Annotated in this window: 29 protein-coding genes; 25 read left to right on the forward strand and 4 right to left on the reverse strand. The window is 65.9% G+C overall.

All coding sequences use genetic code 11. The features are described 5' to 3' along the window. On the reverse strand, positions 1–1,266 hold the full coding sequence (locus AC3A5K_RS14490) for a hypothetical protein (protein WP_487618257.1): 1,266 nt from the start codon (positions 1,264–1,266) through the stop codon (positions 1–3). 159 nt (positions 1,267–1,425) lie between these two features. Beyond that, a complete protein-coding gene (locus tag AC3A5K_RS14495; protein WP_487618258.1) occupies positions 1,426–2,238 on the reverse strand; it encodes a ferredoxin--NADP reductase in 813 nt (270 codons plus the stop codon). Between the two features lie 148 nt (positions 2,239–2,386). Here AC3A5K_RS14495 and AC3A5K_RS14500 point away from each other — a divergent pair, with 148 nt between their 5' ends. The 7 genes from AC3A5K_RS14500 (at position 2,387) to AC3A5K_RS14530 (ending at position 8,906) form a co-directional block, all read left to right on the forward strand. Next, positions 2,387–2,854: a hypothetical protein gene (locus AC3A5K_RS14500; protein WP_487618259.1), complete on the forward strand. Its 468-nt coding sequence runs from the start codon at positions 2,387–2,389 to the stop codon at positions 2,852–2,854. A gap of 124 nt (positions 2,855–2,978) precedes the next feature. Then, complete coding sequence (locus AC3A5K_RS14505) at positions 2,979–3,941, forward strand: ABC transporter ATP-binding protein (RefSeq protein ID WP_487618260.1); 963 nt, start codon at positions 2,979–2,981, stop codon at positions 3,939–3,941. Then, complete coding sequence (locus AC3A5K_RS14510) at positions 3,938–4,747, forward strand: ABC transporter permease (protein ID WP_487618261.1); 810 nt, start codon at positions 3,938–3,940, stop codon at positions 4,745–4,747. Before AC3A5K_RS14505 ends, AC3A5K_RS14510 begins: the two co-directional genes overlap by 4 nt. A 53-nt stretch (positions 4,748–4,800) precedes the next feature. Beyond that, positions 4,801–5,862: an OmpA family protein gene (locus AC3A5K_RS14515; RefSeq protein ID WP_487618262.1), complete on the forward strand. Its 1,062-nt coding sequence runs from the start codon at positions 4,801–4,803 to the stop codon at positions 5,860–5,862. Between the two features lie 63 nt (positions 5,863–5,925). Then, positions 5,926–7,305, forward strand: coding sequence for a YfcC family protein (locus AC3A5K_RS14520; RefSeq protein WP_487618263.1), 1,380 nt, complete (start codon positions 5,926–5,928; stop codon positions 7,303–7,305). Between the two features lie 47 nt (positions 7,306–7,352). Next, positions 7,353–8,309 carry a 2-dehydropantoate 2-reductase gene (panE, locus tag AC3A5K_RS14525; RefSeq protein WP_487618264.1) on the forward strand — a complete coding sequence of 319 codons (957 nt, stop codon included), beginning with the start codon at positions 7,353–7,355 and terminating at the stop codon, positions 8,307–8,309. Positions 8,310–8,375: 66 nt separating this feature from the next. Continuing rightward, positions 8,376–8,906 (forward strand): hypothetical protein, encoded by a 531-nt coding sequence (locus tag AC3A5K_RS14530; RefSeq protein ID WP_487618265.1) that lies wholly within the window; start codon positions 8,376–8,378, stop codon positions 8,904–8,906. Between the two features lie 19 nt (positions 8,907–8,925). Here the strand turns inward: AC3A5K_RS14530 and AC3A5K_RS14535 are convergent, their stop codons facing one another. Then, on the reverse strand, positions 8,926–11,679 hold the full coding sequence (locus tag AC3A5K_RS14535; protein WP_487618266.1) for a M16 family metallopeptidase: 2,754 nt from the start codon (positions 11,677–11,679) through the stop codon (positions 8,926–8,928). A gap of 91 nt (positions 11,680–11,770) precedes the next feature. Here AC3A5K_RS14535 and AC3A5K_RS14540 point away from each other — a divergent pair, with 91 nt between their 5' ends. Then, positions 11,771–12,463, forward strand: coding sequence for a pseudouridine synthase (locus AC3A5K_RS14540; protein WP_487618267.1), 693 nt, complete (start codon positions 11,771–11,773; stop codon positions 12,461–12,463). Between the two features lie 24 nt (positions 12,464–12,487). Here AC3A5K_RS14540 and AC3A5K_RS14545 read toward each other — a convergent pair whose 3' ends face one another. Further along, positions 12,488–12,991 carry a DUF2059 domain-containing protein gene (locus AC3A5K_RS14545; RefSeq protein ID WP_487618268.1) on the reverse strand — a complete coding sequence of 168 codons (504 nt, stop codon included), beginning with the start codon at positions 12,989–12,991 and terminating at the stop codon, positions 12,488–12,490. Between the two features lie 88 nt (positions 12,992–13,079). Between AC3A5K_RS14545 and arfB the strand changes: the two genes are divergently transcribed. The 17 genes from arfB to AC3A5K_RS14630 all read left to right on the forward strand — a co-directional run bounded on the left by arfB (position 13,080) and on the right by AC3A5K_RS14630 (position 25,997). Next, the gene (gene arfB, locus AC3A5K_RS14550; protein WP_487618269.1) at positions 13,080–13,490 is read left to right on the forward strand and encodes an alternative ribosome rescue aminoacyl-tRNA hydrolase ArfB; all 411 of its coding nucleotides are present in this window, start codon (positions 13,080–13,082) and stop codon (positions 13,488–13,490) included. A 31-nt stretch (positions 13,491–13,521) separates the two neighbouring features. Beyond that, positions 13,522–14,130 carry a lysophospholipid acyltransferase family protein gene (locus tag AC3A5K_RS14555; RefSeq protein ID WP_487618270.1) on the forward strand — a complete coding sequence of 203 codons (609 nt, stop codon included), beginning with the start codon at positions 13,522–13,524 and terminating at the stop codon, positions 14,128–14,130. A 391-nt stretch (positions 14,131–14,521) separates the two neighbouring features. Then, entirely contained in the window at positions 14,522–16,672 is a 2,151-nt protein-coding gene (gene dcp, locus AC3A5K_RS14560; RefSeq protein ID WP_487618271.1) for a peptidyl-dipeptidase Dcp, read from the forward strand. A 1,049-nt stretch (positions 16,673–17,721) separates the two neighbouring features. Further along, entirely contained in the window at positions 17,722–18,033 is a 312-nt protein-coding gene (locus AC3A5K_RS14565; RefSeq protein WP_487618272.1) for a hypothetical protein, read from the forward strand. Between the two features lie 76 nt (positions 18,034–18,109). Continuing rightward, complete coding sequence (locus AC3A5K_RS14570) at positions 18,110–18,643, forward strand: hypothetical protein (protein WP_487618273.1); 534 nt, start codon at positions 18,110–18,112, stop codon at positions 18,641–18,643. 755 nt (positions 18,644–19,398) lie between these two features. Further along, the gene (locus AC3A5K_RS14575) at positions 19,399–20,070 is read left to right on the forward strand and encodes a hypothetical protein (protein WP_487618274.1); all 672 of its coding nucleotides are present in this window, start codon (positions 19,399–19,401) and stop codon (positions 20,068–20,070) included. Positions 20,071–20,186: 116 nt separating this feature from the next. Then, positions 20,187–20,474, forward strand: a complete 288-nt coding sequence (locus AC3A5K_RS14580; protein WP_487618275.1) for a hypothetical protein — start codon at positions 20,187–20,189, stop codon at positions 20,472–20,474. Positions 20,475–20,576: 102 nt separating this feature from the next. Then, the gene (locus AC3A5K_RS14585; protein ID WP_487618276.1) at positions 20,577–20,879 is read left to right on the forward strand and encodes a YciI family protein; all 303 of its coding nucleotides are present in this window, start codon (positions 20,577–20,579) and stop codon (positions 20,877–20,879) included. A gap of 88 nt (positions 20,880–20,967) precedes the next feature. Next, positions 20,968–21,255, forward strand: coding sequence for a hypothetical protein (locus AC3A5K_RS14590; RefSeq protein WP_487618277.1), 288 nt, complete (start codon positions 20,968–20,970; stop codon positions 21,253–21,255). A gap of 207 nt (positions 21,256–21,462) precedes the next feature. Next, positions 21,463–21,738: a hypothetical protein gene (locus AC3A5K_RS14595; protein WP_487618278.1), complete on the forward strand. Its 276-nt coding sequence runs from the start codon at positions 21,463–21,465 to the stop codon at positions 21,736–21,738. A 133-nt stretch (positions 21,739–21,871) separates the two neighbouring features. Continuing rightward, positions 21,872–22,405, forward strand: a complete 534-nt coding sequence (locus AC3A5K_RS14600) for a DUF3833 family protein (protein WP_487618279.1) — start codon at positions 21,872–21,874, stop codon at positions 22,403–22,405. A gap of 344 nt (positions 22,406–22,749) precedes the next feature. After that, positions 22,750–23,037, forward strand: a complete 288-nt coding sequence (locus AC3A5K_RS14605; RefSeq protein ID WP_487618280.1) for a hypothetical protein — start codon at positions 22,750–22,752, stop codon at positions 23,035–23,037. Positions 23,038–23,231: 194 nt separating this feature from the next. Beyond that, positions 23,232–23,510 (forward strand): hypothetical protein, encoded by a 279-nt coding sequence (locus AC3A5K_RS14610; RefSeq protein ID WP_487618281.1) that lies wholly within the window; start codon positions 23,232–23,234, stop codon positions 23,508–23,510. A 176-nt stretch (positions 23,511–23,686) separates the two neighbouring features. Beyond that, positions 23,687–24,073 carry a hypothetical protein gene (locus AC3A5K_RS14615; RefSeq protein WP_394002681.1) on the forward strand — a complete coding sequence of 129 codons (387 nt, stop codon included), beginning with the start codon at positions 23,687–23,689 and terminating at the stop codon, positions 24,071–24,073. 102 nt (positions 24,074–24,175) lie between these two features. Then, positions 24,176–24,925: a hypothetical protein gene (locus tag AC3A5K_RS14620; RefSeq protein ID WP_487618282.1), complete on the forward strand. Its 750-nt coding sequence runs from the start codon at positions 24,176–24,178 to the stop codon at positions 24,923–24,925. A gap of 120 nt (positions 24,926–25,045) precedes the next feature. Continuing rightward, a complete protein-coding gene (locus AC3A5K_RS14625) occupies positions 25,046–25,399 on the forward strand; it encodes a hypothetical protein (RefSeq protein WP_487618283.1) in 354 nt (117 codons plus the stop codon). After that, the gene (locus AC3A5K_RS14630) at positions 25,392–25,997 is read left to right on the forward strand and encodes a hypothetical protein (RefSeq protein ID WP_487618284.1); all 606 of its coding nucleotides are present in this window, start codon (positions 25,392–25,394) and stop codon (positions 25,995–25,997) included. Before AC3A5K_RS14625 ends, AC3A5K_RS14630 begins: the two co-directional genes overlap by 8 nt. Positions 25,998–26,257: the final 260 nt, after the last annotated feature.

Consider the following 26,257-nt stretch of genomic DNA (forward strand, 5'->3'; position numbering starts at 1 on the left):
TCAAGCGTTGGCCGGCACCGTCGCACCGCGGCGGTCGGCCGGCGCCGTGATCTCGGCACGCAACGCCGTCAGGCGTTCGTCGAAGACCAGCCGGCTTGCGGCATCGGGAATGCGCGGCGCCAGATGCGCGGCCTGTTCCAGATGCGCGAGGGCGGCGCCGGGATCGCCGTCGTGGACGGCGATCTCCGCATCCAGCCACGCCCGGTAGGGCGACAGGTCCAGCAGGCCCCCCTCGCAGAGCGCGCGCCATGCAGCGATCAGGCCGCGGTCGCCGACCAGCAGGGCCGCATGGACGGCCAGATTGACCGCGATCGAAGCCCGCCAGGTCGGGGCCGCGTCGTTGAAGGCGGCCGTCAATGCCAGCGCATCGGCCCGCGCGGCCGGCCGGTCGCGCAGGTCGATCGCCCGTGACAGGCGCAGCAGCTGGGCCGTCTGCCGGAGTCCGGCACTGGACCCGCCCGCCTCCGCCGCCGGCATCGAGGCCGCCGGCCAGTCCCGCGCCCGCACGCCCGCCAGGCTCAAGGCCATCAGCTGATTGATCTGCAGCTGCAGCGCCGCATCCGGCGCCTGGCGCAGCAGGTCGAGCAGGCCACGCCCGTCCGAGCGCCAGCCCTGCACGTGCAGGGGCAGCAGATTGCCCAGGCCCATCGTCACGGCAGCCAGGGTCACGCCCAGCAGGCCGGCGGCCAGCAGCGTGGGCATCGGCAGCCAGGCCGCGGCGGCGGCGGCCAGCGCGGCCGTCGCCAGATTCGCCATCGGGCCGCCGAGCAGGAAGACCGCCTGGTCGAGGCGCGACAGCCCGCGTGCGTCGCGGGGCAGCAGCGCCGCGAAACCGCCGACCCCGGCGATGCCGCCGCCGTGGCGCCAGCGCCAGCGGCCGTCACTGCCGCGTTCCAGCCGGAACGGTCCCACGCCGAACGCGATCGCCTGCATGCCACGCGCGATGCCCGCGGCCGCATGGCCTGCCTCGTGCAGCACGATGTGCGGCCACAGCGACACGAAGTAACCGACCAGCAAGGCGACGCCCGCGCCTCGCGGCAGCCCATCGAGCGCCGGCAGACCCACCATCGCGACGCCTGTCCCGATCACGCCACCGCCGAGGAAGCCCAGCAGCGTCGGCAGCGCACGCCGCCACCACGGCCGTTTCGCCGCCGGTGTATCGGGGGGCGGCATCAGGGCCGCGATGTCGGCGTCGAACGCTGGGGCCCCGGTCGTGCCGGCCAAGGTCATCGGGGCGAGGCTGCGGACAACGAACGGCGCGCGCATGCGATGCCGCGCGTGCGCGTGGCGCCTGCGACCGCGGCGAGGGACCCGGCCGACAGGCTGATGCGGGTCATCGTCTGCCCGCGCACGTGACGCAGTACCGGGCAGGCAACGGACGCGCCGGCGATGCGGCGCGCTGCCGGGCGGCCGACTACCGACGCGCTATTTGCTGCTGACATATTTCTCGCGGCGGATCAGCGGGATCGGCAGGCCGAAGCCCTTCAGCGCTTCGAACGTCGCGTCGACCATGTTGGGATTGCCGCACAGATAGGCGATGTCGCCTTCGCCCGGGGCGAATTCCTCGAGGAACTGCTGCACATAGCCCTGGCGCACGTCGGCATGCGGCGCGTCCGGCAGCTCGCGCGAGAAGCACGGCACGAAGCGGAAGTTCGGATGCTGATCGGCGAACGCGCGGAAGTCGTCGCCGTACAGCAGCTCGGCCGGCGTGCGCGCGCCCATCAGCAGCACCACCTCGACGCCGCGCTCGGCGATCGCCTGTGCCAGCAGCGGCAGCATCGCCCGGTACGGGGTCACGCCGGTGCCGGTGCCCACCAGCAGATAGCGCCGGTTGGTGTCCTGCGGCATCAGGCAGAAGCGGCCGAATGGGCCGCTGGCCTGCACCGTATCCCCCAACGCCATGCCTTCGAACAGCGCGGTCGCCGCGCCGCCGGGCACGTAGCTCACCGCGACTTCGATCGCCTCGCCCGGGCCGATCGCATGGTCGTGGATCGTCGCCAGCGAATACGAACGCTTGGTCGCGGTGCCGTCGGCATATTCGAAGTGGATCTGGATGAACTGCCCGGGGATGAAGTCCAGCGGCTGGCCGTCGTCGCGGACGAAGGACAGGTGGGCGACGGTCGGCGCGACCATGCGCCGCGAGACGAGCTTGATGGGGAATTGCGTGATGGCCACTGGGGGATTTGTCCGTGATTCGGCGAGCGTCCGGCGCTGTGTGCGACCGGGTGGGGGCTCCATTTCGCCTATGGTAGCGGGTCGGGGCAGGACGCCCTGCACAGGAGCGGCGCCCGATATGGCGGTCCCCATCCGTTTGCAGCAGTGCATTTTCGCCGCCGTGCTGGCGGCAGCGTCCGGCGCCTGCGCCGCCCATGCCCCCCGCGAGTGCGTGACCGCCGAGGAGGTCCGGGCCAGCCTCGCGATCGCGTATGTCGAGGACGACATCCTGGTGTTCCGGCCTGCGGCGCCCGTCGCGGGCAGCGACGAGCCTCCCATCGCGCTGGTCCGCTATCGCAGTGACACCGGCTGCCGGCCCGAGCCGGTCGACCGCTACGAGACGGAAGGCGGGCCGCCGCATCTGCACGAGATCTTCGTGCACCCGGTGCAGGGCGCGCCGAACCTCTTCGCGATCGTGTCGTGGCCCATCTGGCACGCAGGCGAGGGCATACGCGGTACCCGTTACGCGGTGTACGCCTACCGCGTCGACGGTGATCACTGGGCGCGCAACGACGTCATCGTGAAGCACCCGGCGCTGTATGGCGGCATCGTCGGCACCGTGCAAGGCGCGCCTTCGACATTCGAGGGCACCACGCGCGACGGCGTCGTGGCCATGCTCCACCGGCTGGGCCTCGACTGAGACCCGGCCATCGCAGCAACACCTGCACGGCGCCACGCATGCAACGCGCCGTTGCGGCCGGGCCCGTCGGCGCGTCCCTATACTACGGACCCCCGCCGCGCCATCCGCGGCACGAGCGATGGACATGTCTCCCATTCCCCAGGCAGACGCCGCCCTTTCGGTGCGCGATCTGCGCAAGACCTATGACGGCGGTGTCGAGGCGCTCAAGGGCATCTCGCTCGACGTCGCGCCCGGCGATTTCTTCGCCCTGCTCGGCCCCAACGGCGCCGGCAAGTCGACGCTGATCGGCATCATCTCCTCGCTGGTCAACAAGACCTCGGGCGACGTGCGCCTGTTCGGCACCGATCTGCACACGCACCGCGATGCGGCGATGCGCCTGATCGGCCTGGTGCCGCAGGAAATCAACTTCAACTTCTTCGAGAAGCCGTTCGACATCCTCGTCAATTACGCGGGTTTCTACGGCATTCCGCGCGCCGAGGCGATGGTACGCGCCGAAGAGGAACTCAAGCGCGCGCAGCTGTGGGACAAGGCGTTCACGATGTCGCGCACGCTGTCGGGCGGCATGAAGCGTCGGCTGATGATCGCCCGCGCGATGATGACGCGCCCGCGGCTGCTGATCCTCGACGAGCCCACCGCCGGCGTCGATATCGAGATCCGCCGCGGCATGTGGCAGACGCTCAAGGAGATCAACGCCGCCGGCACGACGATCATCCTGACCACGCATTACCTCGAAGAAGCCGAGAACCTGTGCCGGAATCTGGCGATCATCGATCGCGGCATCATCGTCGAGCAGGGTCCGATGCGCGTGCTGCTGTCCAAGCTGGACGTCGAGGGTTTCATCTTCGACATCGATGGCACGCTGCCCGCCACGCTGCCGCCGATCGAAGGCACCACCCTGGTCGCGACCGATGACCACACGCTGGATCTCGACATGCCGCGCGCGATGGATCTCAACCGCGTGTTCGCCACGCTCGACAGTGCCGGCATCCGCGTGCGCTCGATGCGCACCAAGTCCAACCGGCTGGAAGAACTGTTCGTGCGCATGACCGGCCCCAATGCCGCCTCGCAGCAGGAGAAGACGGCATGAGCACCCAGTCCACCGATGTCGCCGCCGTCGAAGGCACCGCGCAGCGCCACTGGGTCGCGCTGTATACGATCGCCCGCCGCGAAATCGTCCGCATCATCCGCATCTGGGGCCAGACGCTGGTACCGCCCGCGATCACGATGACGCTGTACTTCCTGATCTTCGGCGGCCTGATCGGCAGCCGCGTCGGCGAGATGGACGGCATCCGCTACATGGATTTCATCGTGCCGGGCCTGGTGATGATGAGCGTGATCCAGAACAGCTACGGCAACATTTCGTCGAGCTTCTTCGGCGCGAAGTTCGGCCGTCACGTCGAGGAACTGCTGGTCAGCCCGATGCCGAGCTGGGTGATCCTGGGCGGTTACGTGATCGGTGCGGTGGCGCGCGGTCTCGCCGTCGGCGTCATCGTGCTGTGCATCGCGATGCTGTTCACCACGGTGCGCATTCCGCATCCGGTGGTGACGTTCTTCACCGTGCTGCTGGGTGCGACGATCTTCGCGCTGGCCGGCTTCGTCAACGCGGTGTACGCGAAGAAGTTCGACGACGTCGCCATCGTGCCGATCTTCATCCTGACCCCGCTGACGTATCTGGGCGGCGTGTTTTATTCGGTCTCGCTGCTGCCCGGCTGGGCCGAGACCGCGACGCATGCCAACCCGGTCTTCTACATGGTCAACGCGTTCCGCTACGGCCTGCTGGGCGTCAGCGATGTCTCGCTCGGCGTGTCGTTCGCGCTGATGATCGGCTTCGTCATCGCACTCGGCGCCTTGGCGCTGTGGCTGCTCAAGCGCGGCATCGGCCTGCGTAGCTGAGGCGTTCGCGCGTTTGCTAAGGTTTCCCCCTCATCGAATGGGGGAGACAGGGAATGTCGGGAACACATCGTGCATGGGCGGCGTGTCTTGCTGTCCTGATCGCGGGCTGCGCGCAGCCCGCCGACGTGCCGGCCGACGCGCAGCCGGCCGCTGCGCCGCTCGAACAGGGCGCACCCGTCGTGGACGACGCCGCCGACGCGGCGCCCGTCGAAACACCTGCACGGGATGGCGACGCTGCACCGGCCGGATTCGACATCGCTGCACTGCCGCTGTCGACGACGCCGCTGGGCGCGTTTCCGTTCTTCTCGCTCCCCGACGGCTATGCGCCCACCTCCAATGCGGAGCGCACGCTCGACTTCGCCGAGGCCGCGTTCTGGAACGGGCATGACCTGACGCATGTCGAGGGCCGTCTCTACGCCACCGGCATCCGCCTGAGCCGCGCATCGCGCGGTCAGAAGGAATTCTCCGATCTCGAAGTCGTGCGCAATCTGCAGCAGGTGATCACCGCAGCAGGGGGCGTGGAAATCGCATCCGGCGAAACGCCGCGCGATCTCCGCAATGCATTCCATGGCGCCATGCGTCCGTATCCGGGCGAGTCGAGGTGCTACCCGCACTCTCCGCAGCAGGTCTTCGTCCTGCGCCGGGACGACGGCAACATTTGGGTGCGTACCTGCCGTGGCGGCACGCACGCAGGCCTGATCGTCGTGCAGGAACAGCCGCTGCAGGTCACGTCGACGCTGCTGCCCGCCAGTGCGCTGGAACAGGCAATCGCCGACACCGGCCGCGTCGCGCTGCAGGTGCATTTCGCGACCGACCGGGCGGAGATCCTGCCCGAATCACAGCCGCAGATCGCGCAGGTCGTCGAACTGCTGCGGGCCGACGACGCCCTGGCGCTGTCGATCGAAGGCCACACCGACAACACCGGCGATGCCGCGCGCAATCGCACGTTGTCGCAGGCGCGCGCGGCGTCGGTGGTCACCGCGATCACGAACGCGGGCATTGCAAGCGAACGCCTCGCATCCGCCGGACACGGCGACACGCAACCGGTCGCCGACAACACCACCGAAGACGGACGCGCGCAGAACCGGCGTGTCGAGCTGGTGCGACGCGACTGAGGGTCGGGCCACAGAATTGCGTGGGTTAGCATGGCCGGTCACTCGCTACCGGCAACCGTGCCTGTGACCAGCCGTTTCCGCATTCCGCACACGCTCGTCCTGCTGTTCCTGATCATGATCGCGGCCCTGGTCGCGACCTGGCTGCTGCCCCAGGGCAGTTTCACCACCGAGCCGGACGACGCCGGCCGGATGATGGTGGTGCCGGGCAGTTACGCAGTGCATGCCGAACGCGTCTGGCTCAGTCCCGCGGCGTTGTTCACCTCGGTGCCGTGTGCGCTGGCCGATGCGCAGGCGATCATCTTCTTCCTGCTCATCGTCGGCGGCGCGATTGCGGTGCTGCGCGCGACCGGCCTGATCGACGCGGTGCTGGGCTGGCTGCTGCGCACGATCGGCGGCCGTCCAGGTCTGTTGATCGTGCTGGGCACCGGCGCGTTCGCGATCGGTTCCGGCACGCTCGGCGTCTCCACCGAATACATCCCGTTCGCGGCGGTGCTGGTGGCGCTGTGTCTGGCGATGCGCCTCGATGCGATGACCGCGATGGGCATCATGATCGGCGGTTACGCGGTGGGCTACGGCGTGGCCTGGACCAATCCCTACACGGTGCTGGTGGCGCAGGAAATCGCCGAACTGCCGCCCACATCCGGCATCGGGTTCCGGCTCGCGCTGTTCCTGCCGTTCGTGCTGATTTCCGCGCACCACGTCTGGCGTTATGCGCGCCGCGTGGCGGCCGATCCTGCCGCCAGCCTGATGGTCGGTGTCGACGCTGGCGGGCCTGCCGCGATGGAGGCACCGCCGCCATTCGATCGTCGCCACGCCGCGATCGCCGGTGTCGTGGTCGTCGCGGTCGGCCTGATGGTCTACGGCATCTCGCAACTCGGCTGGTACCTCACCGAACTCGGCGCGCTGTGGCTGATGGTCGCGCTGGCGGCGGGCCTGATCGGCGGTCTGGGCGTCGATGGCACCGCGAAACGCTTCGCATCGGGCGCCGCGGAACTGGCGGTGGTCGCCCTGCTGGTCGGCTTCGCGCGTTCGATCGCGCTGATTCTCGAGGACGGCCAGGTGCTGCACACCATCGTGCATGCGGCGTCGATGCCGCTGTCGCGCCTGGGGCCGGAACTGTCGGCAGTCGGCATGCTGCTGATGCAGACGCTGATCAACTTCTTCATTCCGTCCGGCTCCGGCCAAGCCTTCGCCACGATGCCGATCATGACGCCGCTGGCCGACGTCGCCGGCATCGAGCGCCAGGTCGCGGTGCTGGCGTTCCAGTTCGGCGACGGCTTCGCCAACCTGATCCTGCCGACCAACATCGTGCTGATGGCGATCCTCGGCATGGCCGGCGTGCCCTACGACCGCTGGTTCCGGTTCGCCTGGCCGTTGATGCTGAAACTGATGATCGCCTCGGCACTCGCGCTGGTGATCGCGGTGTGGATCGGCTACGCCTGACGCGCGCGACCCATGACGCCCCGCGGCGCGGCGGCTACCATCGGGACATGCGAATTCTTGTGCTCGGCGCCGGCGGGACCGGCGGTTACTTCGGCGGCCGCCTTGCGCAGGCCGGTGTCGACGTCACGTTTCTGGTGCGCCCGGCGCGCGCGGAACAGCTTGCACGCGATGGCCTGCGCATCCGCAGCGATCTCGGCGATGCGCAGTTCCCGGTCGCGCATGTCACCGCAGACGCCTTGCCGGCGCTGGCTGCGGAGACGCCCTTCGACCTCGTGCTGCTGAGCTGCAAGGCCTACGACCTCGACAGTTCGATCGAGGCCATCGCGCCGGCCGTCGGCGCGGACACCACCGTGCTGCCGATCCTCAACGGCCTGCTGCACTACGCCGCGCTCGATGCGCGCTTCGGCGCCGCGCGCGTGCTCGGCGGGCTGTGCTTCATCAGCGCGATGAAGGGCGACGACGGCGAGGTGGTGCATCTGCCGTCGCCGCCATCGATGACCTTCGGCGAGCGCGATCCGGCCGCCAACGGCAGCGCACGCACGCAGGCGCTGGACGCCTTGTGCGCGACTGCGCCCGGGTTCGATGCCGTGCGCAGCGACGCCTTCCTGCAGGCGGCCTGGAACAAGTTCTCGTTCCTCGCCAGCCTGGCGGCGGCCACCTGCCTGATGCGCGCGAGCATCGGCCGCATCGTCGACGCCGACGGCGGCCCGGCTTTCCTCGCGGCGTTGCACGACGAATGCCTTGCGGTCGCCGCGGCCGACGGCCATGCGATTCCAGAGGCAGCCGCGCAGCAGGCGCGCGCCTTGCTGACCAAGGCCGGTTCGCCGGTCACCGCCTCGATGCTGCGCGATCTGGAATCCGGCCAAGACGTCGAGGCCGCACAGATCATCGGCGACCTGCGCGCGCGCGCCCACACCGCCGGCCAGGCGGTGCCGCAGCTCGACGCCGCCTGGGTGCACCTGCAGGCCTATCGCAGTCGCCGGGCCACGCCGCAGACGCCGTGACGGCGGCCACCCGCACTTCGCATCGTGACTGCTAGGGTCACGCCACCCGACCCCCAGGAGTTCTCCATGACGCACCCACGCATCCGCGCGCTCGCGGGCATTGCCACGCTCGCCACCACGCTGGGACTCGCCGCCTGCGGCGATCGCGCCCCGCAACCGGCCGTTGAAGAAGGTACCCAGACCCAGGGCATCGACGAGACCCGCACCGAGCCGTCCGAAGCCGCGCGCGCGCAGCAGTCCGGCGAAGCCGCCACCGCGCCCGAAGGCACGCCCGGCCCGACCGCGCCGATGGGCGATGCGCCGCCGGCGGCGATGTTGAACCAGCTCGCCAGCCTCGGCGGCGCGATGCACGCGGCGGTCGAACTGTGCGATCCGAGCATCGGGCCCGCGCAGCTGGCCGAAGCCAAGGAACGTCAGCAGGAAGAGTTCGCGCGCCTCGGCGGTGACGTCGCCACGTTCGATCGCGAATTCGCCACCGCCAGCGACGGCGTCCGCGCGCAGTACACCAGCGCCACGCCGGCGCAGCAGCAGCAGATGTGCGCCGAGCTCGAAGCGATGGCCCAGCAGGGCCCGACGCCCACACCGCCGCAGAACTGACGCACCCGCCGCGCCCGCATCACTCCGCGGGCGTGGCCGGTGTCGGGGCCTCGAAGTCGCCGCCGACAAAGACCGACAGCTGCGCCGGATCCACGTGCCGCGCCATCGCCGCGCGCACGTCGGCCGGCGTCACCGCGCGCAGGCGGTCCTCGAACGCCGCCGAGAACGCCAGGTCGCGGTCCAGATACAGATTGTCGTTGAGCATGCCGACCAGCTGCGCATCGTTCGCGCGGGCGGTGCGGCGTGCGCGCAGCAGGCCGTCCAGGGTGTCGGCCAGTTCCGCCTGCGGCATGTCGGTCGTGCGCAGCTGTTCCACTTCCTCGCGGAACGCGGTCTCCAGCGCCGCCATGTTTTCCGGCGCGGCGATCGCATAGCCACCGAAACTGCCCACCGGATCGAAGGCGTTCGCACTGAAGTTCGAACTCACGCTGTAGCTCAGGCCTTCGCGCTGGCGGATGCGGTCGGCCAGGCGCGACTTCATGCCACCGCCGCCGAGCACGTGGTTGCCCAGCAGCAGCGCGGGATAGTCCGGATGGTCCTGGTCCAGCGCCAGCGCCTGGCGTGCCATGAAGACCGCATTCGGCCGGTCGGGCGTCGACAGCTGCACGTGGACCGCCGGCTGCGGTGCGTAGGGCATCGGGATGCGCGCGAATGCGGTGGCCGGCCGCCAGTCGGCGAACAGGCGCTCGAGTTGCGCGTGCACGGCATCGGCATCGACGTCGCCGACGATCGCAATCGTCGCGCCCGGGCCCATGCCGTACAACGCGCGATGGAAATCACGCAGCGCCGCCACGTCCAGCGCCTGCAGGCCGGCGATGCGCTGCTCGAAGCTCGGGCTGTGATACGGATGCCCGGGCGCGAAGGTGTCGAAGTGCTGCGCCATCGCCTGGTTCGCCACCGCGCCGGGCTCGGTCAGGCTGCCGCGGATGCCGGTGATCGCCTGGCTGCGCAGCTGCGCGAACTCGCCCTCGGGAAACGTCGGTGACCGCAGCACGGTCGCGAGCAGGTCGAGCAGTGCCTCGACGTGCGCGCGATCGGTGGTCGCGGCCACGCTGACGCCGGTCGCGCTGCCGCCCACCGACAGCGTCGAGCGCAACGAGGTCAGTTCGCGCGACAGCGCGGCGCGATCGAAGTCGCCTGCGCCGCGCATCAACATCGCACCGGTCATCGCGCCGGCATCGGCCAGGCCGTCCAGGCTGACGGCATCGCCGAGACGCAAGGTCATGCGCAGCTGCACCGCGGCGCCGCGCGTGGCCTTGTCGAGCACGGCGAGGCGCGCGCCGTTGGACAGCGTCCAGGTGTGGGTGCGCGCGTCGATGTTGGCCGGCGACGGATCGAAGGCTTCGCCGGCGGCCAGCGCCGGGCGGCCGACATAGCCTTCGAGCAAGGTGTCGGCATCGGGCGGTTCGGGCAGCGTCACCCGGGTGGCGCGCTCGGTCGGCACGAAGCGCCCGCTGGTGCGGTTGTCAGCCTGCAGATAGGTCGCCGCGACGCGGTTGACGTCATCGGCGGTCACCGTCTCCAGCCGGTCGCGGGCCAGCAGCAGCAGGCGCCAGTCGCCCTGCGAGATGGCTTCCGACAGGGCCACGCCGATCGCGTTGGGATCGCGCATCGCACGTTCGTAGCCGGCCAGCAGGCGCTGCCGCGCCTCGTCGACCTCGGCCGCGGTGAACGGCGTGGCCGACGCCTGCTCCAGCGCGTCCAGCAGCGCCGTCTGCAGCGCATCGAGATCGGCATCCTCGGGGCCTTCCACCAGGAAGGCGAGATAGCCGGCCTCGTCCAGCGCATAGGGCGAGGCCGACACGCCGGTCGCGCGTCCATCCTCGACCAGCAGCCGGTGCAGGCGTCCGCCCGGCGTGTGGCCCAGCAGCTGGGCCAGCACCGAGATCGCCGCGCTGTCGGCATGCCGGCTGGCGGGCGTGTGATAGCCGGCGGCGAGATACGGCGTGCGTCCGACGCGGCGCACGTCGACGTGCCGCGCGCCGTCCTGCGCCGGCTCCCGGGTCCAGGTGCGCGGCAGGGTGCGCTGCGGACGCGGCAACGCGCCGAAGCTGTCGCCGACCAGCGCCAGCGCCTGCGCCGGATCGAAATCGCCGGCGATCACCAGCACCGCGTTGTCGGGCTGGTACCAGGTCCGGTAGAAGGCCTGCAGGCGTTCGATCGGCACGTTCTCCACGTCGCTGCGCGCGCCGATCGTGGCGTTGCCGTAGTTGTGCCAGGTGTAGGCGGCGCCCATGACCCGCTGCATCAGCACGCGCGTCGGGCTGTTCTCGCCCGATTCCATCTCGTTGCGCACCACGGTCATCTCGCTGTCGAGATCCTCGCGCGCGATGCGCGAATTGACCATGCGGTCGGCTTCCATCCGCAGCACCCAGGCCAGCGTGTCCGCATCGCTGGAGAAACTGGCGAAGTAGTTGGTGCGGTCGTACCAGGTGGTGCCGTTGTAGCGGATGCCGCGCGTGCGCATGTCGCCGGGGATGTCGGGATGGTCGGGCGTGCCCTTGAACACCAGGTGTTCCAGCAGGTGCGCCATGCCGGTCTCGCCGTAGTGTTCGTGCCGCGAGCCCACGCGATAGGTCACGTTGACCGTGGTCACCGGCTTGCTGGCATCGGGAAACAGCACCAGCCGCAAGCCGTTGTCGAAGCGGTATTCGTCGATGCCTTCGGCGCTGTGCACCGGCGCGCCCGCCCGCGGCGCCTGCGCGAAGACGGGCCATGCCACGCCTGCGGACAGACACACGGCGAACAGGCAGACGCGGAACCGGAACAGCATGCGGAGGTTTCCCGATCGAAGACGATCGCCGAAACTACCAGATCGCGCACGGCGGTCCGGGCGCCCGGACATGGCCTTGCGGAGGCGCGCGATGATCGAAGTGCGGTATGCGGATGCGTCGCTGGCGGTGGTCGACAAGCCTGCCGGACTGATGGTCCATGACAGCAAGCTCGCCCGCGACGAGCATGATTTCCTGGCCGATCGCCTGCGCGAACAGTTCGGCCGGCCGCTGTTCCTGGTGCATCGCCTGGACCGCGCGACCAGCGGCTGCCTGCTGCTGGCCTTCGACCGCGAGACCGCGTCCGCGCTCGGCACGCAGTGGATGGCGCGCTCGGTGGAGAAGCACTATCTGGCGATCTGTCGCGGCTGGCCCGATGTGGAGATCCTCGTCGACCATCCGCTCGACGGCGGCCCCGGCAAGCCGGTCAAGAAACCCGCGCAGACGCGCTTCACCCGCGTGGCGACGACCGAACTCGCGCTGCCGTCGGCCGGCTTTCCCACCTCACGCTATGCCCTGCTGCGCGCCGAACCGCTGACCGGGCGCTTCCGCCAGATCCGCCGGCATCTCAAGCATCTGTCGCATCACCTGATCGGCGACACCAGCCACGGCGATGGCCGCCACAACCGCAACTTCCGCATGCTCGGCATCCACCGCATGCTGCTGCACGCCGAACGGCTGGTGTTCGACCATCCGCACACCGGCGAACGGCTGACGGTCAGCGCGGCGCCGGGCGACGAATTCGCGAAAGCGCTGGTGCTGTTTCCGGGCGCGGCCGCCGACTGAGCGTCGGCACCCCGCGCGCCGAGCTCACTGGCTGACGGGCGTGGCGTCGTCGAGCTGCTGCTGCAGGTCGTACTGCAGCCGCTCCAGCATCGGCAGCACCAGTCCCTGCACCGCGGTCATCGTGTTCTGCATCAGCAGCGGCATCTTGTCGAGCAGGTTCTGCCCGGCCGGGCTGCTGTAGAACGCGACCATCGCGTCGGTGTCCTCGGCGCTGAACGTCCGGACGTAGATGTCGCGGTACACCGGCTGCAGCGATTCCCACGACAGCGCCGATTCGACCGCACGCAGCGATGCCGCCGCGGCCTGCATCGCGGCCTTGCGCTGCGCCGGCGACGCGTTGCGCGTGGCCTGCTCGACCAGTTGCTGCTGCGAGGCCCGGACCTGCGGCAGCACCGCTTCGACAGTCTGTTCGGCGCGCATCACCTCCAGCAGCCGGTCGATCTGCGCTTCAGTCGGCGGCGCGGCCAGTGCCAGCGGGGCGCTCAGCAGCAGGGCGAGCAGGGCGGTGGTGCGGGTGCGCAGGGTCATCGGATCGCTCCATGATCGGGAAAGGGCCGACATGGTAGCCGCCGGCGCGCGCGGGCGCAGTCCGGCGCAGCGTCTACAATCGCCGCCGATGTCCACGCCGCCCGCCATTCCCGAAGACGAACTCGTCGAACGCTTCGTGCGCGCAAGCGGCCCCGGCGGCCAGAACGTCAACAAGGTCTCGACCGCGGTCGAACTGCGGTTCGACATCGCCGGCTCGCCCTCGCTGCCCGATCACGTGCGTGCGCGGCTGCTGGCCAGGCGCGACCGGCGCATCACCGAGGCCGGCGTGCTGGTGCTCAACGCCCAGCGCTTCCGCACTCAGGAACGCAATCGCGAGGACGCCCGCGAGCGCCTGGCCGCCTTCATCGCCGCCGGTTACGAGGTGCCCAAGGCGCGCCTCGCCACGAAGCCCACGCGCGGATCGAAAGAGCGCAGGCTCGGCGCGAAACGCGAACGCAGTACCATCAAGCGCGGTCGCGCCACGCGCGACTGGGATTGATCCACCACCGCAGGCCCTGCGCCGAGGACGCATGAGCACATCGAAGTACCCGTTCCTGATCCCCGTTCCGCCGCGCGCACCGCGCGTCAAACCCAGTGGCCTCGCGCGCTGGATCGGTCGCAGCATCCTGCGGCTGGGCGGCTGGCGTGTCGTCGGCGAACTGCCAGACGTCTCGCGCCTGGTGCTGATCGGCGCCCCGCATTCGTCCAACTGGGACGGCGTCTGGGGCTTCGCGGCCAAGGCCGCGCTCGGCCTGGACATCCGCGTGCTCGGCAAGGATTCCCTGTTCCGCGTGCCGGTGCTCGGCTGGGCGCTGCGCGGCCTCGGCGTGATTCCGGTCGATCGCAGCCGCGCGTCGCGCGTGATCGACCAGGCGGCCGCCGCCATCCACGGTGAGGAACCCTTCTGGTACGGCCTCGCGCCCGAAGGCACGCGCAAGCGCGTCGAGCGCTGGAAGACCGGCTTCCTGAAGATCGCCAAGGCGGCCAACGTGCCGGTGCAGACGCTGTACTTCCACTATCCCGACAAGGTCATCGGCTTCGGCCCGATGTTCCACCCCAGTGATGATCCCGACGCCGACATGGCGAAGATCCGTGCCTGGTACGCGCCCTGGATGGGCAAGAACCGCGGCACCGTCTGAGGTCGTCCTGGCCGGCGTCTGCCGGCTCTGCGCGCATCGCGGAAGCGCCGAGATCGCCCGCCCGCTGACGGGCGTGCACGCGGCGGCCGCCGAAACCGCACGCGCGCCGCGTTCGAGGCTGCTCCGCAGCGATCCGCTTCGCCCTGATCGCGCCTGCACCCGCACCGCCAATGCATCGCATCCGCCACGTGCGCCGCCCGGCCGGCATCCGCGACGCACCACACGCGGGCAGCTGACCGGGCAAGCCGTGCACACCCGGCGCACCCGACACTGAACCGGCCAACCAACGGCACATATCCAAGCGCCCGGGACAGGCGCACGCTGCGCGGCTGGCGGGCCGCATGCCGCGACCGACGCCGTCACTTCGTTGCCTTTCCCGGAGTTGCCACCCATGTTGCGTCCTCTGCTCCTGTCGTCCGCGATCGCGCTGGCCCTCGTCGCCTGCGGCGATCGCACTGCCCCCGAGTCCACGATGCCCGCCACTGACACCGCCACCGCCGCGCCGGCGCAGAACGCCCTGTTCGCCGCCAGCACGCTGCCGTTCCAGGCCCCGCCCTTCGACAAGCTCAAGAACGCCGACTACCAGCCGGCCATCGAAGAGGGCATGAAGCAGCACCTGGCCGAGATCCGCACGATCGCCGACAACCCTGAAGCCCCGACCTTCGAGAACACCCTCGAGGCCATGGAGCGCAGCGGCGAACTGCTGACCCGTTCGGCCAACGTGTTCTTCATGCTGACCGGCGCGCACACCAACGAGACCCTGCAGGCCGCCGAGGAAGCGCTGGCGCCCAAGCTCGCCGAGCACAGCGACGCGATCTATCTGGATCCGGCACTGTTCGCGCGCGTCAAGACCATCTACGACCAGCGCGCCACGCTGGGCCTCACGCCCGAGCAGACCACCGTCGTCGAACACACCCACGACAATTTCGTCCGCGCCGGCGCCCTGCTCAACGACGCCGACAAGGCCGAACTGCGCAAGCTGAATTCCGAGTCGTCCACGCTGTCCACCGCGTTCGGCAACAAGCTGCTGGCCGCCAACAACGCCGGCGGCGTGTTCGTCACCGATGTCGCCGAACTCGACGGTCTGGATGAAGGCGCGATCGCCGCCGCCGCCGATGCCGCCAAGGCCGCGGGCAAAGAAGGCCAGTGGCTGTTGAGCCTGCAGAACACCACGCAGCAGCCGGTGCTCGCCTCGCTGAAGAACCGCGCCTTGCGCGAGCGCGTGCTCGCCGCGTCTACCGGCCGCACCGAACACGGCGACGGCAACGACACCCGCGCCACCATCCAGCGCCTCGCCGAACTGCGCGCGCGCCAGGCCCAGCTGCTCGGCTTCCCGAACTACGCCGCCTACAGCATCGCCGACCAGATGGCCGGCACGCCGGAAGCCGCGCTCAAGCTGCTCACCGACACCGTGCCCGCCGCCACCGCGCGCGCGCGCGCCGAGCTCGCCAAGATCCAGGGCGTGGTCGATGCGCAGAACGGCGGCTTCACCGCCGGCGCCGCCGATTGGGATTTCTACGCCGAGCAGGTCCGCAAGGCCGAGTTCGATCTCGACGAATCGCAGATCAAGCCCTACTTCGAGCTCGACCGCGTGCTCAACGACGGTGTGTTTTTCGCCGCCAACCAGCTCTACGGCATCACCGCCAAGGAGCGGAAAGACATCCCCGTCTACCATCCCGACGTGCGCGTGTTCGACATCTTCGATGCCGACGGCAAGCAGCTCGCCCTGTTCTATCTCGACCCCTTCAAGCGCGACAGCAAGCAGGGTGGCGCATGGATGGGCAACTTCGTCGAGCAGAACGGCCTGACCGGCACGATTCCCGTCGTCTACAACGTCGAGAACTTCACCAAGCCCGCCGCCGGCCAGCCCGCACTGCTGAGCTTCGATGACGTGACCACCCTGTTCCACGAGTTCGGCCACGCCCTGCACGGCTTCTTCTCAAACACGACGTATCCGTCCGTCGCCGGCACCAACACCCCGCGCGACTTCGTCGAGTTCCCCTCGCAGTTCAACGAGCACTGGGCGCTCGACCCCAAGGTCTTCGCCAACTACGCCAAGCACTACCAGACCGGCGAAGCCATGCCGCAGGAGTTGGTCGACAAGATCGTCACCGCGCGCACTTTCAACCAGGGCTACGCGACCACCGAATACCTCTCGGCCGCCCTGCTCGACCTCGCCTGGCACACCCTGCCCGCGGGCGATGCCCAGCAGGATGTCGACGCCTTCGAGAAGCAGGCACTGACCCAGTACAAGGTCGACCTCGCCGCCGTGCCCCCGCGCTACCGCACGAGTTACTTCAGCCACATTTGGGGTGGCGGCTACGCGGCCGGTTACTACGCCTACTTCGGTGCCGAAGTCCTCGACCACGACGCCTTCCAGTGGTTCCGCGAAAACGGCGGTCTGACCCGCGAGAACGGTCAGATCTTTCGCGACAAGATTCTGTCGATCGGTCATTCGCAGGATCTGGCGGTGGCGTACCGCGAGTTCCGCGGCAAGGAGCCGAGCGTGGAGCCGTTGTTGGAGCATCGTGGGTTGAAGTGAGGGGCGATGCGTGCCTGCGTGCACTGAGATGAAGCATCCAGAAAGGCGGCCCCTGGGCCGCCTTTCTTCTGTGCGCGTAAATCGATCTCTGCGTTATGCGACGAAAACGCTTGATAACGCGCTGGATATCGGGATGCCGCATAACGCGGCATTGGATTTCGTAGGGCTACAGGCAGGAGCGGCGCAAGCGACTGATCCTCTATGAAATTTTGCTGCGTGGCAGGAGACACGCCGACGCGCCATAATCGGGTGCAACACCCCGCATCCGGGGTCTAATACTAGTTAGGCGCGCAAGGAGAGCTCATAGTGAATCAGGAAGATCGGAAGTCAGAGTGTGAAGGCGTAGACGGTGATGATCGTTTCTGCCCGGAATGCAGCACACAGTTGGGGCCTGAAGATTGCGAGGAGAGAAGGCCGCCTCGCGGTATGCCATCCTGCCTCTGGCTTTGCACTTGCCCCAGTTGTGGGCATCAGTGCTGCTGCGAGAGGGAAGCGCCTACACCCCGCCCTGCACCACCTCCAAGACCTCGTGGTCCGCGCCCGCGTTGACCTGCTTGGTGCACGCTAACAATTCATTCAAGCCGCACCCGCTTCGCGAGTCGGCTTAATTCGGGCGTTAGGCTTCATGTTGAGCTACCGGACGTATCCAGCCGTTCTTTCAACTGCCACAGTGCTTTCGGCATTTTCGCTCTCAATTTTTCTGGGTGCGGTTTGGCCTGAAATCTGCTGGCTTCCTCGTATCGGCGGCACGTTAGTTGGCCTGTCCGTTTTTATCCATGGATATATCCATGTAAATAAAGATCGTTTTGAGGAAGCGTGGCGCTGGGGCCTAACTCGCGACCAGGCCTACACTCACTTCGCAAACATATCCGCTATTTTTGGCACATTCGCATGGGCATTTGGTGATCTACTACCAAAGATTCTTTGGGCCTCAAATTGTGCGTGCACTTCGACATGCTGAGGCCTAACAACTCATTCAAGCCTATGCCGCTTCGAGGCACGGCTTAATTCAGACGTTAGACGTGTTTACCACCACCAAGGAGAACTGCATGGAAAAGCAATTCGTCGGTGCCATTCACTCGCTCAACAAAGTCCGTATCACTTTTCACTCCAAGGAAGATGCAGCCCCCTTGTCTCGGGTCTGCGCTCCGATGGACTTTGGGCCGAGCCGACGCGCCCACAACAAGGATGATCGTTTTCACTCCTGGGACTATGAGAGCGACCAGAAAAATCACGTTCTAAGTCTATTGCCAGACCAGGTCATCTCAATTGAAGTTCTAGATGATCAATTCGACCCTTCCGAGTTTGTCACTTGGCAGCCGGATTGGTTTGTTACGAGAAATTGGGGTGCGCACTCGTAAAACGTCTAGTAATTCATTCAAGCCGACGCCGCTCCGCGGCGCGGCTTAACTCAGCCGTTAGAGCGCGAAATGGGCTATGCGCGATATTGAAGGCATCGACGAAGTCGTCCAAAAGATTCGGCCTCACGTGCCGGAGATCGAGGAGAACTTTGAGCGCGAGAACGAGCGCTTCAAGTCGCTCCTAGCTCACGACCATGACCTAATCGGTCGTGTCTTGAAGTGCCATCTTATTGTTGAGAACTATCTCGATAGATTTCTTGCAACGCACTTCAAGACTTCTAGTCTGAAAGATGCAAAGCTAGGCTTCTTCCAGAAGGTTCAACTGTTGCCGAGCGAAGGCCACGCCATAGCTTTTGTCAAACCCGGCATCGTCAAACTCAACGGCGTGAGAAACAAGTTCGGGCACACGCTGGAGCCGGATCTCAACTTCGGCGAGTTAGAGCCAATGCACGAAGTGCTCCGTGTTACGCGTCCAACAGCCACGTTCGCCGAGCCAGTCCAACTCATTGAGGCATTCACCACAGTCGCCTGCACATGGCTCATTGTTACCCCACCTCATCTCCAAACGGTATGGGCTGATGCGTTCGCAAGTGTCCGGGTCTCGCCCTAACAATTCATTCAAGCCGACGCCGCTTCGCGGCACGGCCTAATTCAAGCGTTAGCCCCCGCCATGGATGACGAGTTCTTAGAACACCTGCGCTTCAACCTAAGCAGTACTTCGGTAGGTGCGTCCACCGTCAGACGGATGGGACCGCCTGGCACGGCCGCGTGCGCAGCTGGAAGTTTGCGAAGCATTGATCTTCAGCGGATCGTACGGAAGAGCCGAGCATCTTTCGCGCGAGCTCTCGACGGGGTCACGGACGAACTCATGAAATCTCTACCCGAAGGCGGGAGACACTGGGGTAGCTCGAGAAAGTTCCTAAACATCTACCTCAGGAACTGCTTGTATAACCGCTACATGTGTGCCGCGCACGGCCTTGAAAAGATTGAATGCTGGTTGGAGGTTCCACTCGATAGCCATACTGCCAAAAGACTTCGCGAGCGCTCTGGGGGGAAGCTACCCCGATGGCAGTCCGTCATCGGACTAGACCACGAAACTAGCAATGCGTATCAAGAAGTGGCCTCCAGATGGGCGCTCGAGCTAAAAGTTGCACGCGTCCATCTCGACCTAAAGTTGTGGCGGGGTGGAGGTGGTGAGTTGGACTCAGGAAGCCTGCCTTCAGTAGGAGACCATTAGGGCCTAACGAGTCGTTGCCGCCGGCGTTGCATCGCTGTGTGGCCCAAGCGGCAGTTAGAGCTTGCCACTTGATCCTCAGCCCGCTACAACGCGGCTGAACTCTGGTTTTAGAGCGCTCAGGAAACATCATGGCTTCTGACAAACTGCAGCCACCGAAATCCAGCAGAGGCGACACCGCCTACGCCTTGGCTAAAGCTGGAATATCGGCGATTCCAATGATTGGGGGTCCCGGTGCTGAGCTTTTCCAACACATCGTGCAGCCGCCTATCGAGAAGCGTCGCGTTGAATGGATGGGATACGTTGGTGAGAAGCTGATCGAACTGGAAAGCCGCGGTGTTGACATCGGGCAGCTCAGCGAGAATGAAGAGTTTGTTTCAGCAGTGTTGCATGCTTCGCAGATGGCTATCCGCACACACCGTCAAGAGAAGCGAGAGGCTCTTCGCAATGCCTTGTTCAACATTGCTTCTGGCAAGGCCCCCGAAGAATCTCTACAGCAGATATTTCTTGAGTACATCGACGCCTTCTCAACGCTTCACGTACAGCTACTCAAGTTCTTCCAGACGCCTCCAAAAACATCTAACGTAATGATGGGCGCGTTGTCGTCCGTCATTGAGCAAGGGATGCCGAACCTCAAGGGCAAGCGACAGGCTTACGGACAGGTATGGAATGATCTCGTCGCGCGAGGCCTTCTGGATGATGTTGGGCTTCAAGTGATGATGACCGGGCAGGGGCTAGCCGGGAAACGGACCACCGAGCTCGGAGACGCCTTCGTTGACTTCATCTCAGAGCCCCCCCTCTAACTATTCGTTCAAGCCGACGCAACAAATAACGGGGTCAGGTTCACTTAATTGTTATGGAAGCGTCGCGCTCTGCATCAATTGTGCAAGGCGCGGTGCTCGGTCATGTACAAGAACCAATGAAAGCAGGCGCCATACATCGATGTTTTGCAGTGCTGGCCGCGGTGACAATGGCAGGTGCGATTGCGTTCCTTGTCCCCTATTTCGCGGGCGCATCGACGTTCGAAGGGAGCGCCGGGTACCTGTCGGCACTGCTCTTTCTTCCTGCGCTGGTGGTGGTCGCGTTGGCAATGCGGGCTTGGGGTAAGCGACTTGTCCCGAACACGTCGACCTATCGCGCCACCCGGATTGCTTACGGTCTGCTGGCGATTCCGGCCGTGTTCTTCATCGGCACGCTGCTGTTCTGACGTAGCGCCTGAAACAGGTGTCCGAATGCTTGCGATCCGGGCAGGTGACGGCGCCAGGCTCATCTCCCGCAGCTACGCCGGTCTTCCGATAGGTGGATCCCGATGACCAAATACCTGATCTCCTTCCCTGCCGCCGCGATGGTGGTGCGCAACGACGCGCTGGAACGCGCCAGCCGCGATTCGCATGCCGTCATCGAAGCGGCGAAGGCGGCCGGCGTCTACGTGTTCGGCGGCGGCATCGATGCGGGCGCGCCGGTGGTGCGCGTGTCGGGCGATGGCACCGTTGCTGAAGGCGGCTATCCATCCGGTCCCGAACTCGATGGTGGCTTCGCGGTGCTCGAGCTTCCGTCACGCGAGGCAGCGGTGGCGTGGGCTGCGCGGCTTGCAACCGCCTGCCGGGAATAACGGGGTCAGGTTCACTTAGTTCCTGTGGAAGCGGCGCTCTGTGCGTCAACTGCAAAAGGCTCGGCCCTACGTTATCTACAAGTTTCCTATGAAAGCAGGCGTCATACATCGATGTTGTGCAGTGCTGGCCGCGGTGACAGTGGCAGGTGCGATCGCGTTCTTCGTTCCCTACATCGCGGGCGCATCGACGTTCGAAGGGAGCTCCGGCTACCTGTCGGCACTGCTGTTTCTCCCGGCGCTGGTGGTAGTGGCGCTGTCGATGCGGGCCTGGGGGAAGCGACTTGTCCCGAACACGTCGGCCTATCGCGCAACGCTGGTGACTTACGGTGTGCTGTCGATTCCGGCCGCCTTCGCCATCGGCACACTGCTCTTCTGACGCTGCCACTGCAGCAGTCGTCCGAACGCGCTCGATCCGTAGACGAGATTGACGTGCCGGAGAACGGAGCCGGATTCACTTCTTCTCGTCGTCGCGACGGAAGATGGACGCAGGCGCCAGTCGTCGACACCCGAATTGCAGCTCGTTGCGATTGCAGAAGACGCGTTCCCTTAGACTTGCGGTTCTGAAGCGAGTGGTCCGGATACCTTGAAACTGACGCCCACACCCATCACGGCGGCCCTTGCAGGCATCGTCGCAGGCACAGCGATGTCGGCGTTCTGGCTGCGACTGGCGGACGACACCATGCTGATGATCGTCGCCTTCCTGCTGGCCGTTGCCCTGCCGGCGCACGCGTTCGTTGTGGGCTTCGGGCCCAATCAGACGGTTGGCGGAGGCGCTGTCGACAAAGCCTTCATCACGCGCGGCGTGGTCTGGTTGCTCGCGGCGGCCCTAGCAATCGGGGTGATGCAGGCGATCCGATAACGGATCTCTTCGCCAGAAGCCTCGGTCAGTGCGGCGACTGATCAGTTGTACCCGGCTTCGATATGGATGCCGCCAGCCGCATCTGCCTGTGCGGGTCACGTCAGACGCAAGCAGTGTTCGCTTTGACTCCACAATGCGTGTCCGTTCCGAGCAGGCTTCAGGTGTGACGAGAACACTGAAATGGCTGTGCCTTGCGCTGTTCACTGCGGCGACCCTGGCGTGTCCGATGGCAGCAGCGCAGGCGCCCGTCGAGTTCACGCCAAGCGCTGGATTCGGTGGTGAAAGCGAAGGTCGCGGCACGCTGAAATTCGTCTTCCGCAAGCCGCGCGCATTTCATGTCACCAGCGACGGCGCCGAACAGAGCGACGGATCGTTTCGTCTGGATCAGACCATCACCTTCGCTGGCGAAGCGCCGCAGTCACGATTCTGGGTCATGACGCGCACCGCGGAAGACCACTACGCGGCAACGCTCAGCGACGCTGCAGGGCCGGTCAAGGCGACGGTCTCGGGACCCCGCTTGTCGCTGCGCTATAGGGTCAAAGGACCGGTGTTCATGCACCAGGAACTGGTGCTGTCTGCGGACGGGCGCACGATCGACAACATGGGCGTGGTCAGACTGTTCGGCATTCCGATCGGTCGTCTGCGGGAGACGATTACGCGCAGGTAACGGGGTCAGTCTGACCTGGGCCGCTTCTCGTGCGGGCCAGGAATCGAAGCGGCGCGAGGATGACGGTTCCACTGTCCTGTCATGCAACCGGACGGCGGTTTCTGTGCATTGAGCGCTTCGTTCGATCCGGGCAGAATTCTCAAACAGGCTTCACGAGGCAGACATCATGGAACGACATCAGCGCTCGAAAGAGATTACCCGCATATCCATTCGTAGCGTGCTTCCGGTGGCCGCGGCCCTGTGCTTCTTGCGAATAACGGGGTCAGGTTCACTTAGTTCCTGTGGAAGCGGCGCTCTGTGCGTCAACTGCAAAAGGCTCGGCTCTACGTCATCTACGAGTTCCTATGAAAGCAGGCGTCATACATCGATGTTGTGCAGTGCTGGCCGCGGTGACAGTGGCAGGTGCGATCGCGTTTTTCGTCCCCTACAGCGCGGGCGCATCGACCTTCGAGGGGAACGCCGGATACCTGTCGGCACTGCTCTTTCTCCCGGCGCTGGTGGTGGTCGCGTTGGCGATGCGGACCTGGCGTAAGCGACTTGTTCCGAACACGTCGGCCTATCGCGCAACCCTGGTGGCTTACGGCTTGCTCTCCATTCCAGCCGTCTTCGTCATCGGCACACTGCTTTTCTGACGCGGCCGCTACAGCACTCGACCCGTAGATGAGATTCGCGTGCCGGGACAGCAGTGCCGGATTCACTACTTCTCATCGTCGCGACGGAAGATGGACGCAGGCGCCAGACGTCGAGACCCGAATCGCACGCGATTGCGGATGCAGAAGATGCGTTCCCTTAGACTTGCGGTTCTGAAGCGAGTGGTCCGGATACCTTGAAACTGACGCCCACCCCCATCACGGCCGCCCTGGCGGGTATCGTCGCAGGCACCGCGATGTCGGCGTTCTGGCTGCGGCTGGCGGACGACACCATGCTGATGATCGTCGCCTTCCTCTTGGCCGTGGCGCTGCCGGCGCACGCGTTCGTTGTGGGCTTCGGCCCCAATCAGATGGCCACTGCAGGCACCCTCAATGCGGCGCTGCTCAAGCGCGGCGCGATCTGGCTGCTCTCTGCCGGTCTTGCGATCGGAGTGACGCAGGCGCTCCACACATAGGGGTATCGTGCCGTCTGCGCGCTCATGCGTTGGCGAATCACGCAACGGGACGACGCCGCGAGAGACATCTGATCCAGGTCGTCTCGCGGACTACAGCTGCGTGTGTTGGCGTCGCTGCGTTTCGCATGTCAGGTCGTAGCGCTGTCGATTCGAATACCGGTTGCCCGGGAGGCACCTTGTCGATCTCCATCTACTCCACCGCGAAACGCAGATCAGCCGTCGATGCGACAGAGCAAGCCGCTGTCTCCGCGATCGTCAGCCGGTATTCCGTCGACGACAAGATCGAGCGCCTCCTCGCCACCGGCCAAGGACTCAACTGGGAGTCCTTCCATTTCACTTTGAACGCCGAGTCTGCAGGGCTTTTCAGGAAAGCCACGGTGTTCTCCGGATCGACGAAGCTCCCCGACAACGAGGAAGACGCACTCTGGATCGGGCTGCAGCACTGGTGCGCGTGTCTGTCGGAAATTCGCGCCGCGCTGCGCGGCTGTGACTGGAATGTCGCTGTCGAGGACCATGCGCTGCACTGGGATGCGAGCAGGCAGGCCTACGATCCTTCGAGGTAACCACAGTTGACCGTTGCGTCGAATCGATCCTGCTACCGGGGGTGCGTACCCGGCTCACCTGACCGCCCCGACTGATTCTGTAGACACGAGAGGTCCCCTGGAATGACGGAAGAGATGTTCGACGCAACCTGCGCCGCCCGAGACGCGTTCTACGCGTCTGTAGGCCACGTGGAGCCCGATGTCATCGCGCATGCAATCAACCCCGCCTTCATGGGAGGACCGATGTGGCCTGCGCTGCGACAGGCGTTCAGCGTCATTCGCCGGGGTTCGAACACGATCGTCGCCTCCAATGGACTCTCGGATCCGTTCGATGACATCGACGAACCGAATACCGGCTTCGGCATCGAGATCTATGCGGAGACACAAGACCTGATCGGCGGCGAAGTCTCACAGACCGATCTGTTCCAGCTTGTCTACGCCACCGCGCAGCAGGCGGCGTGCTCCGGTCGGATGGCCGAATTCGTGAGGATGCATGGGGTCATCACAATAGGGTTGTACGCGGACGACTGCGGTCTGCACGCGTATCAGAACGAAGCTGGCGAGGTCGGCATCATGATCGGCGTTGAGCATCCGCAGATCTCGAAGACTGTCGAGTTTCCCGGCGGAGAGATCATCTTCGCAGCGGTCCAGATTCTGACGCCGGACGAGCTGGCCTATGTCGTCGAGGCACGCGCCGAGGGCAGGCAGATCCTGCACGGCAAGCTGAAAGCGGCCGGCATCCACCACATGCTGACGCCGGGTCGCGCTTCGCTGTTAGCGTCGCCCATGCCCCGACCTGATACCACGCCCGAATCAACTCGACGGGACAGCAAGAAGCCTTGGTGGAAAGTCTGGTCGACAGGCAGACGATAGCGTCGGGCGAGCTTGATTGAGAGGCTGAGGGAGACAGATCCGCTTCTCGCCTAGATCTTCGCCCGGGCTGATCAAGCAGTTGCGCACTCGATATGAGCGCTTAGCCGCGCGAACGCACTCGTGAAGACGCTCGCGGCCGTCTTCTTGAATCGTGTACGCCACATGCGCAACAGTGTCCGGCGACATCTGCAGACGGAGCATGCAATGCCGCAGAAGGAATGGCGCACCCGCGTGAACGGACATGACGTCCGCGTGGTCAACTCGTGGACCGGGGGCACGCGCCTGTACATCGACGGCGATTGCCGCGACCGCAATGCGGGTCTGTTCGCACCTGCCTGGACGCCCTGGCTGTCTGCACGATTGGTGCATGGCGATCCGTCCAGTGATCTGATCGAGGTGCGGATCGTCGCGCGGCTGCGCGTCAAGGCGCAGATTCTGGTAAACGGGCAGTACATGGCCGGCGACCGTGACTGAGTTCGCCGCGCCGCGTCGGCAGCGCCTCGCGCGTCAAGCCGCCATGCTGGTCATGCTGTCGTTGGTACTGGCCGGCTGCATGCACGCGGTCGAGCCTGCGCAGACCGTGGCACCCGAACCGTATCCCTACCGCATCGTCGACGCCGCCGAAATCGTCGGCCACATGCGTCACGCCGATGTGGTTGCCGATGCTCGGCTCGACGCGTTCCGCTTCGAAAGCGGCGCCGACGGCATGGACGGCACGATGGTCTGGACGGCCATGCATTGCCACGCGGGCGATTGCGTGACGGGTCAGACGTTCCGCACGCGGTTTGCTGCGGGGTTTTACACCGCGGGTCCGTTCTGCAATGCGCGTCAGGGCTGCGTGGTATCCGGCGGACTCGACGCACAAATCGGCAAACGGTTCTTCGCGACATTCACGCGTATGCCGTACGAGGCCCAGACCGAGGGCCGGGGTGTCCCGCAGCCCGGGATGACCAGCCTCAATCGCGGTCACTACCTCATCCACGACGGCGAGCTGCTGCACAACGACAGTCACTACAGGATCGACGCGCGGCACGATGATGTGGTGTCGCGAGTGCGTAGTGATAGCAGGTGAACGACGCAGCGCATTGCCCGACCAGATCCTTAGGCGAAACACTTGCGCTTTTAAGAGGCAGTGGCCATCGGGCAGTATTCTGGGCTTCCTCCATTCAGCGAAGTGTCGGATCGCAGTGCGACCCGCACTAATCGTCTAGAAATTCCGCGGTCGGGGCATCACGCGTGAGCGACCGACAGCTGCAGCCCAGTTGTACCGGCGGCGCATTTCCGCCATCGCGAATCGCCCGGCAGGAAATCAAAAGCATTGCAATGTTCGGC

Source organism: Luteimonas sp. Soil_C_5, assembly GCF_057656615.1.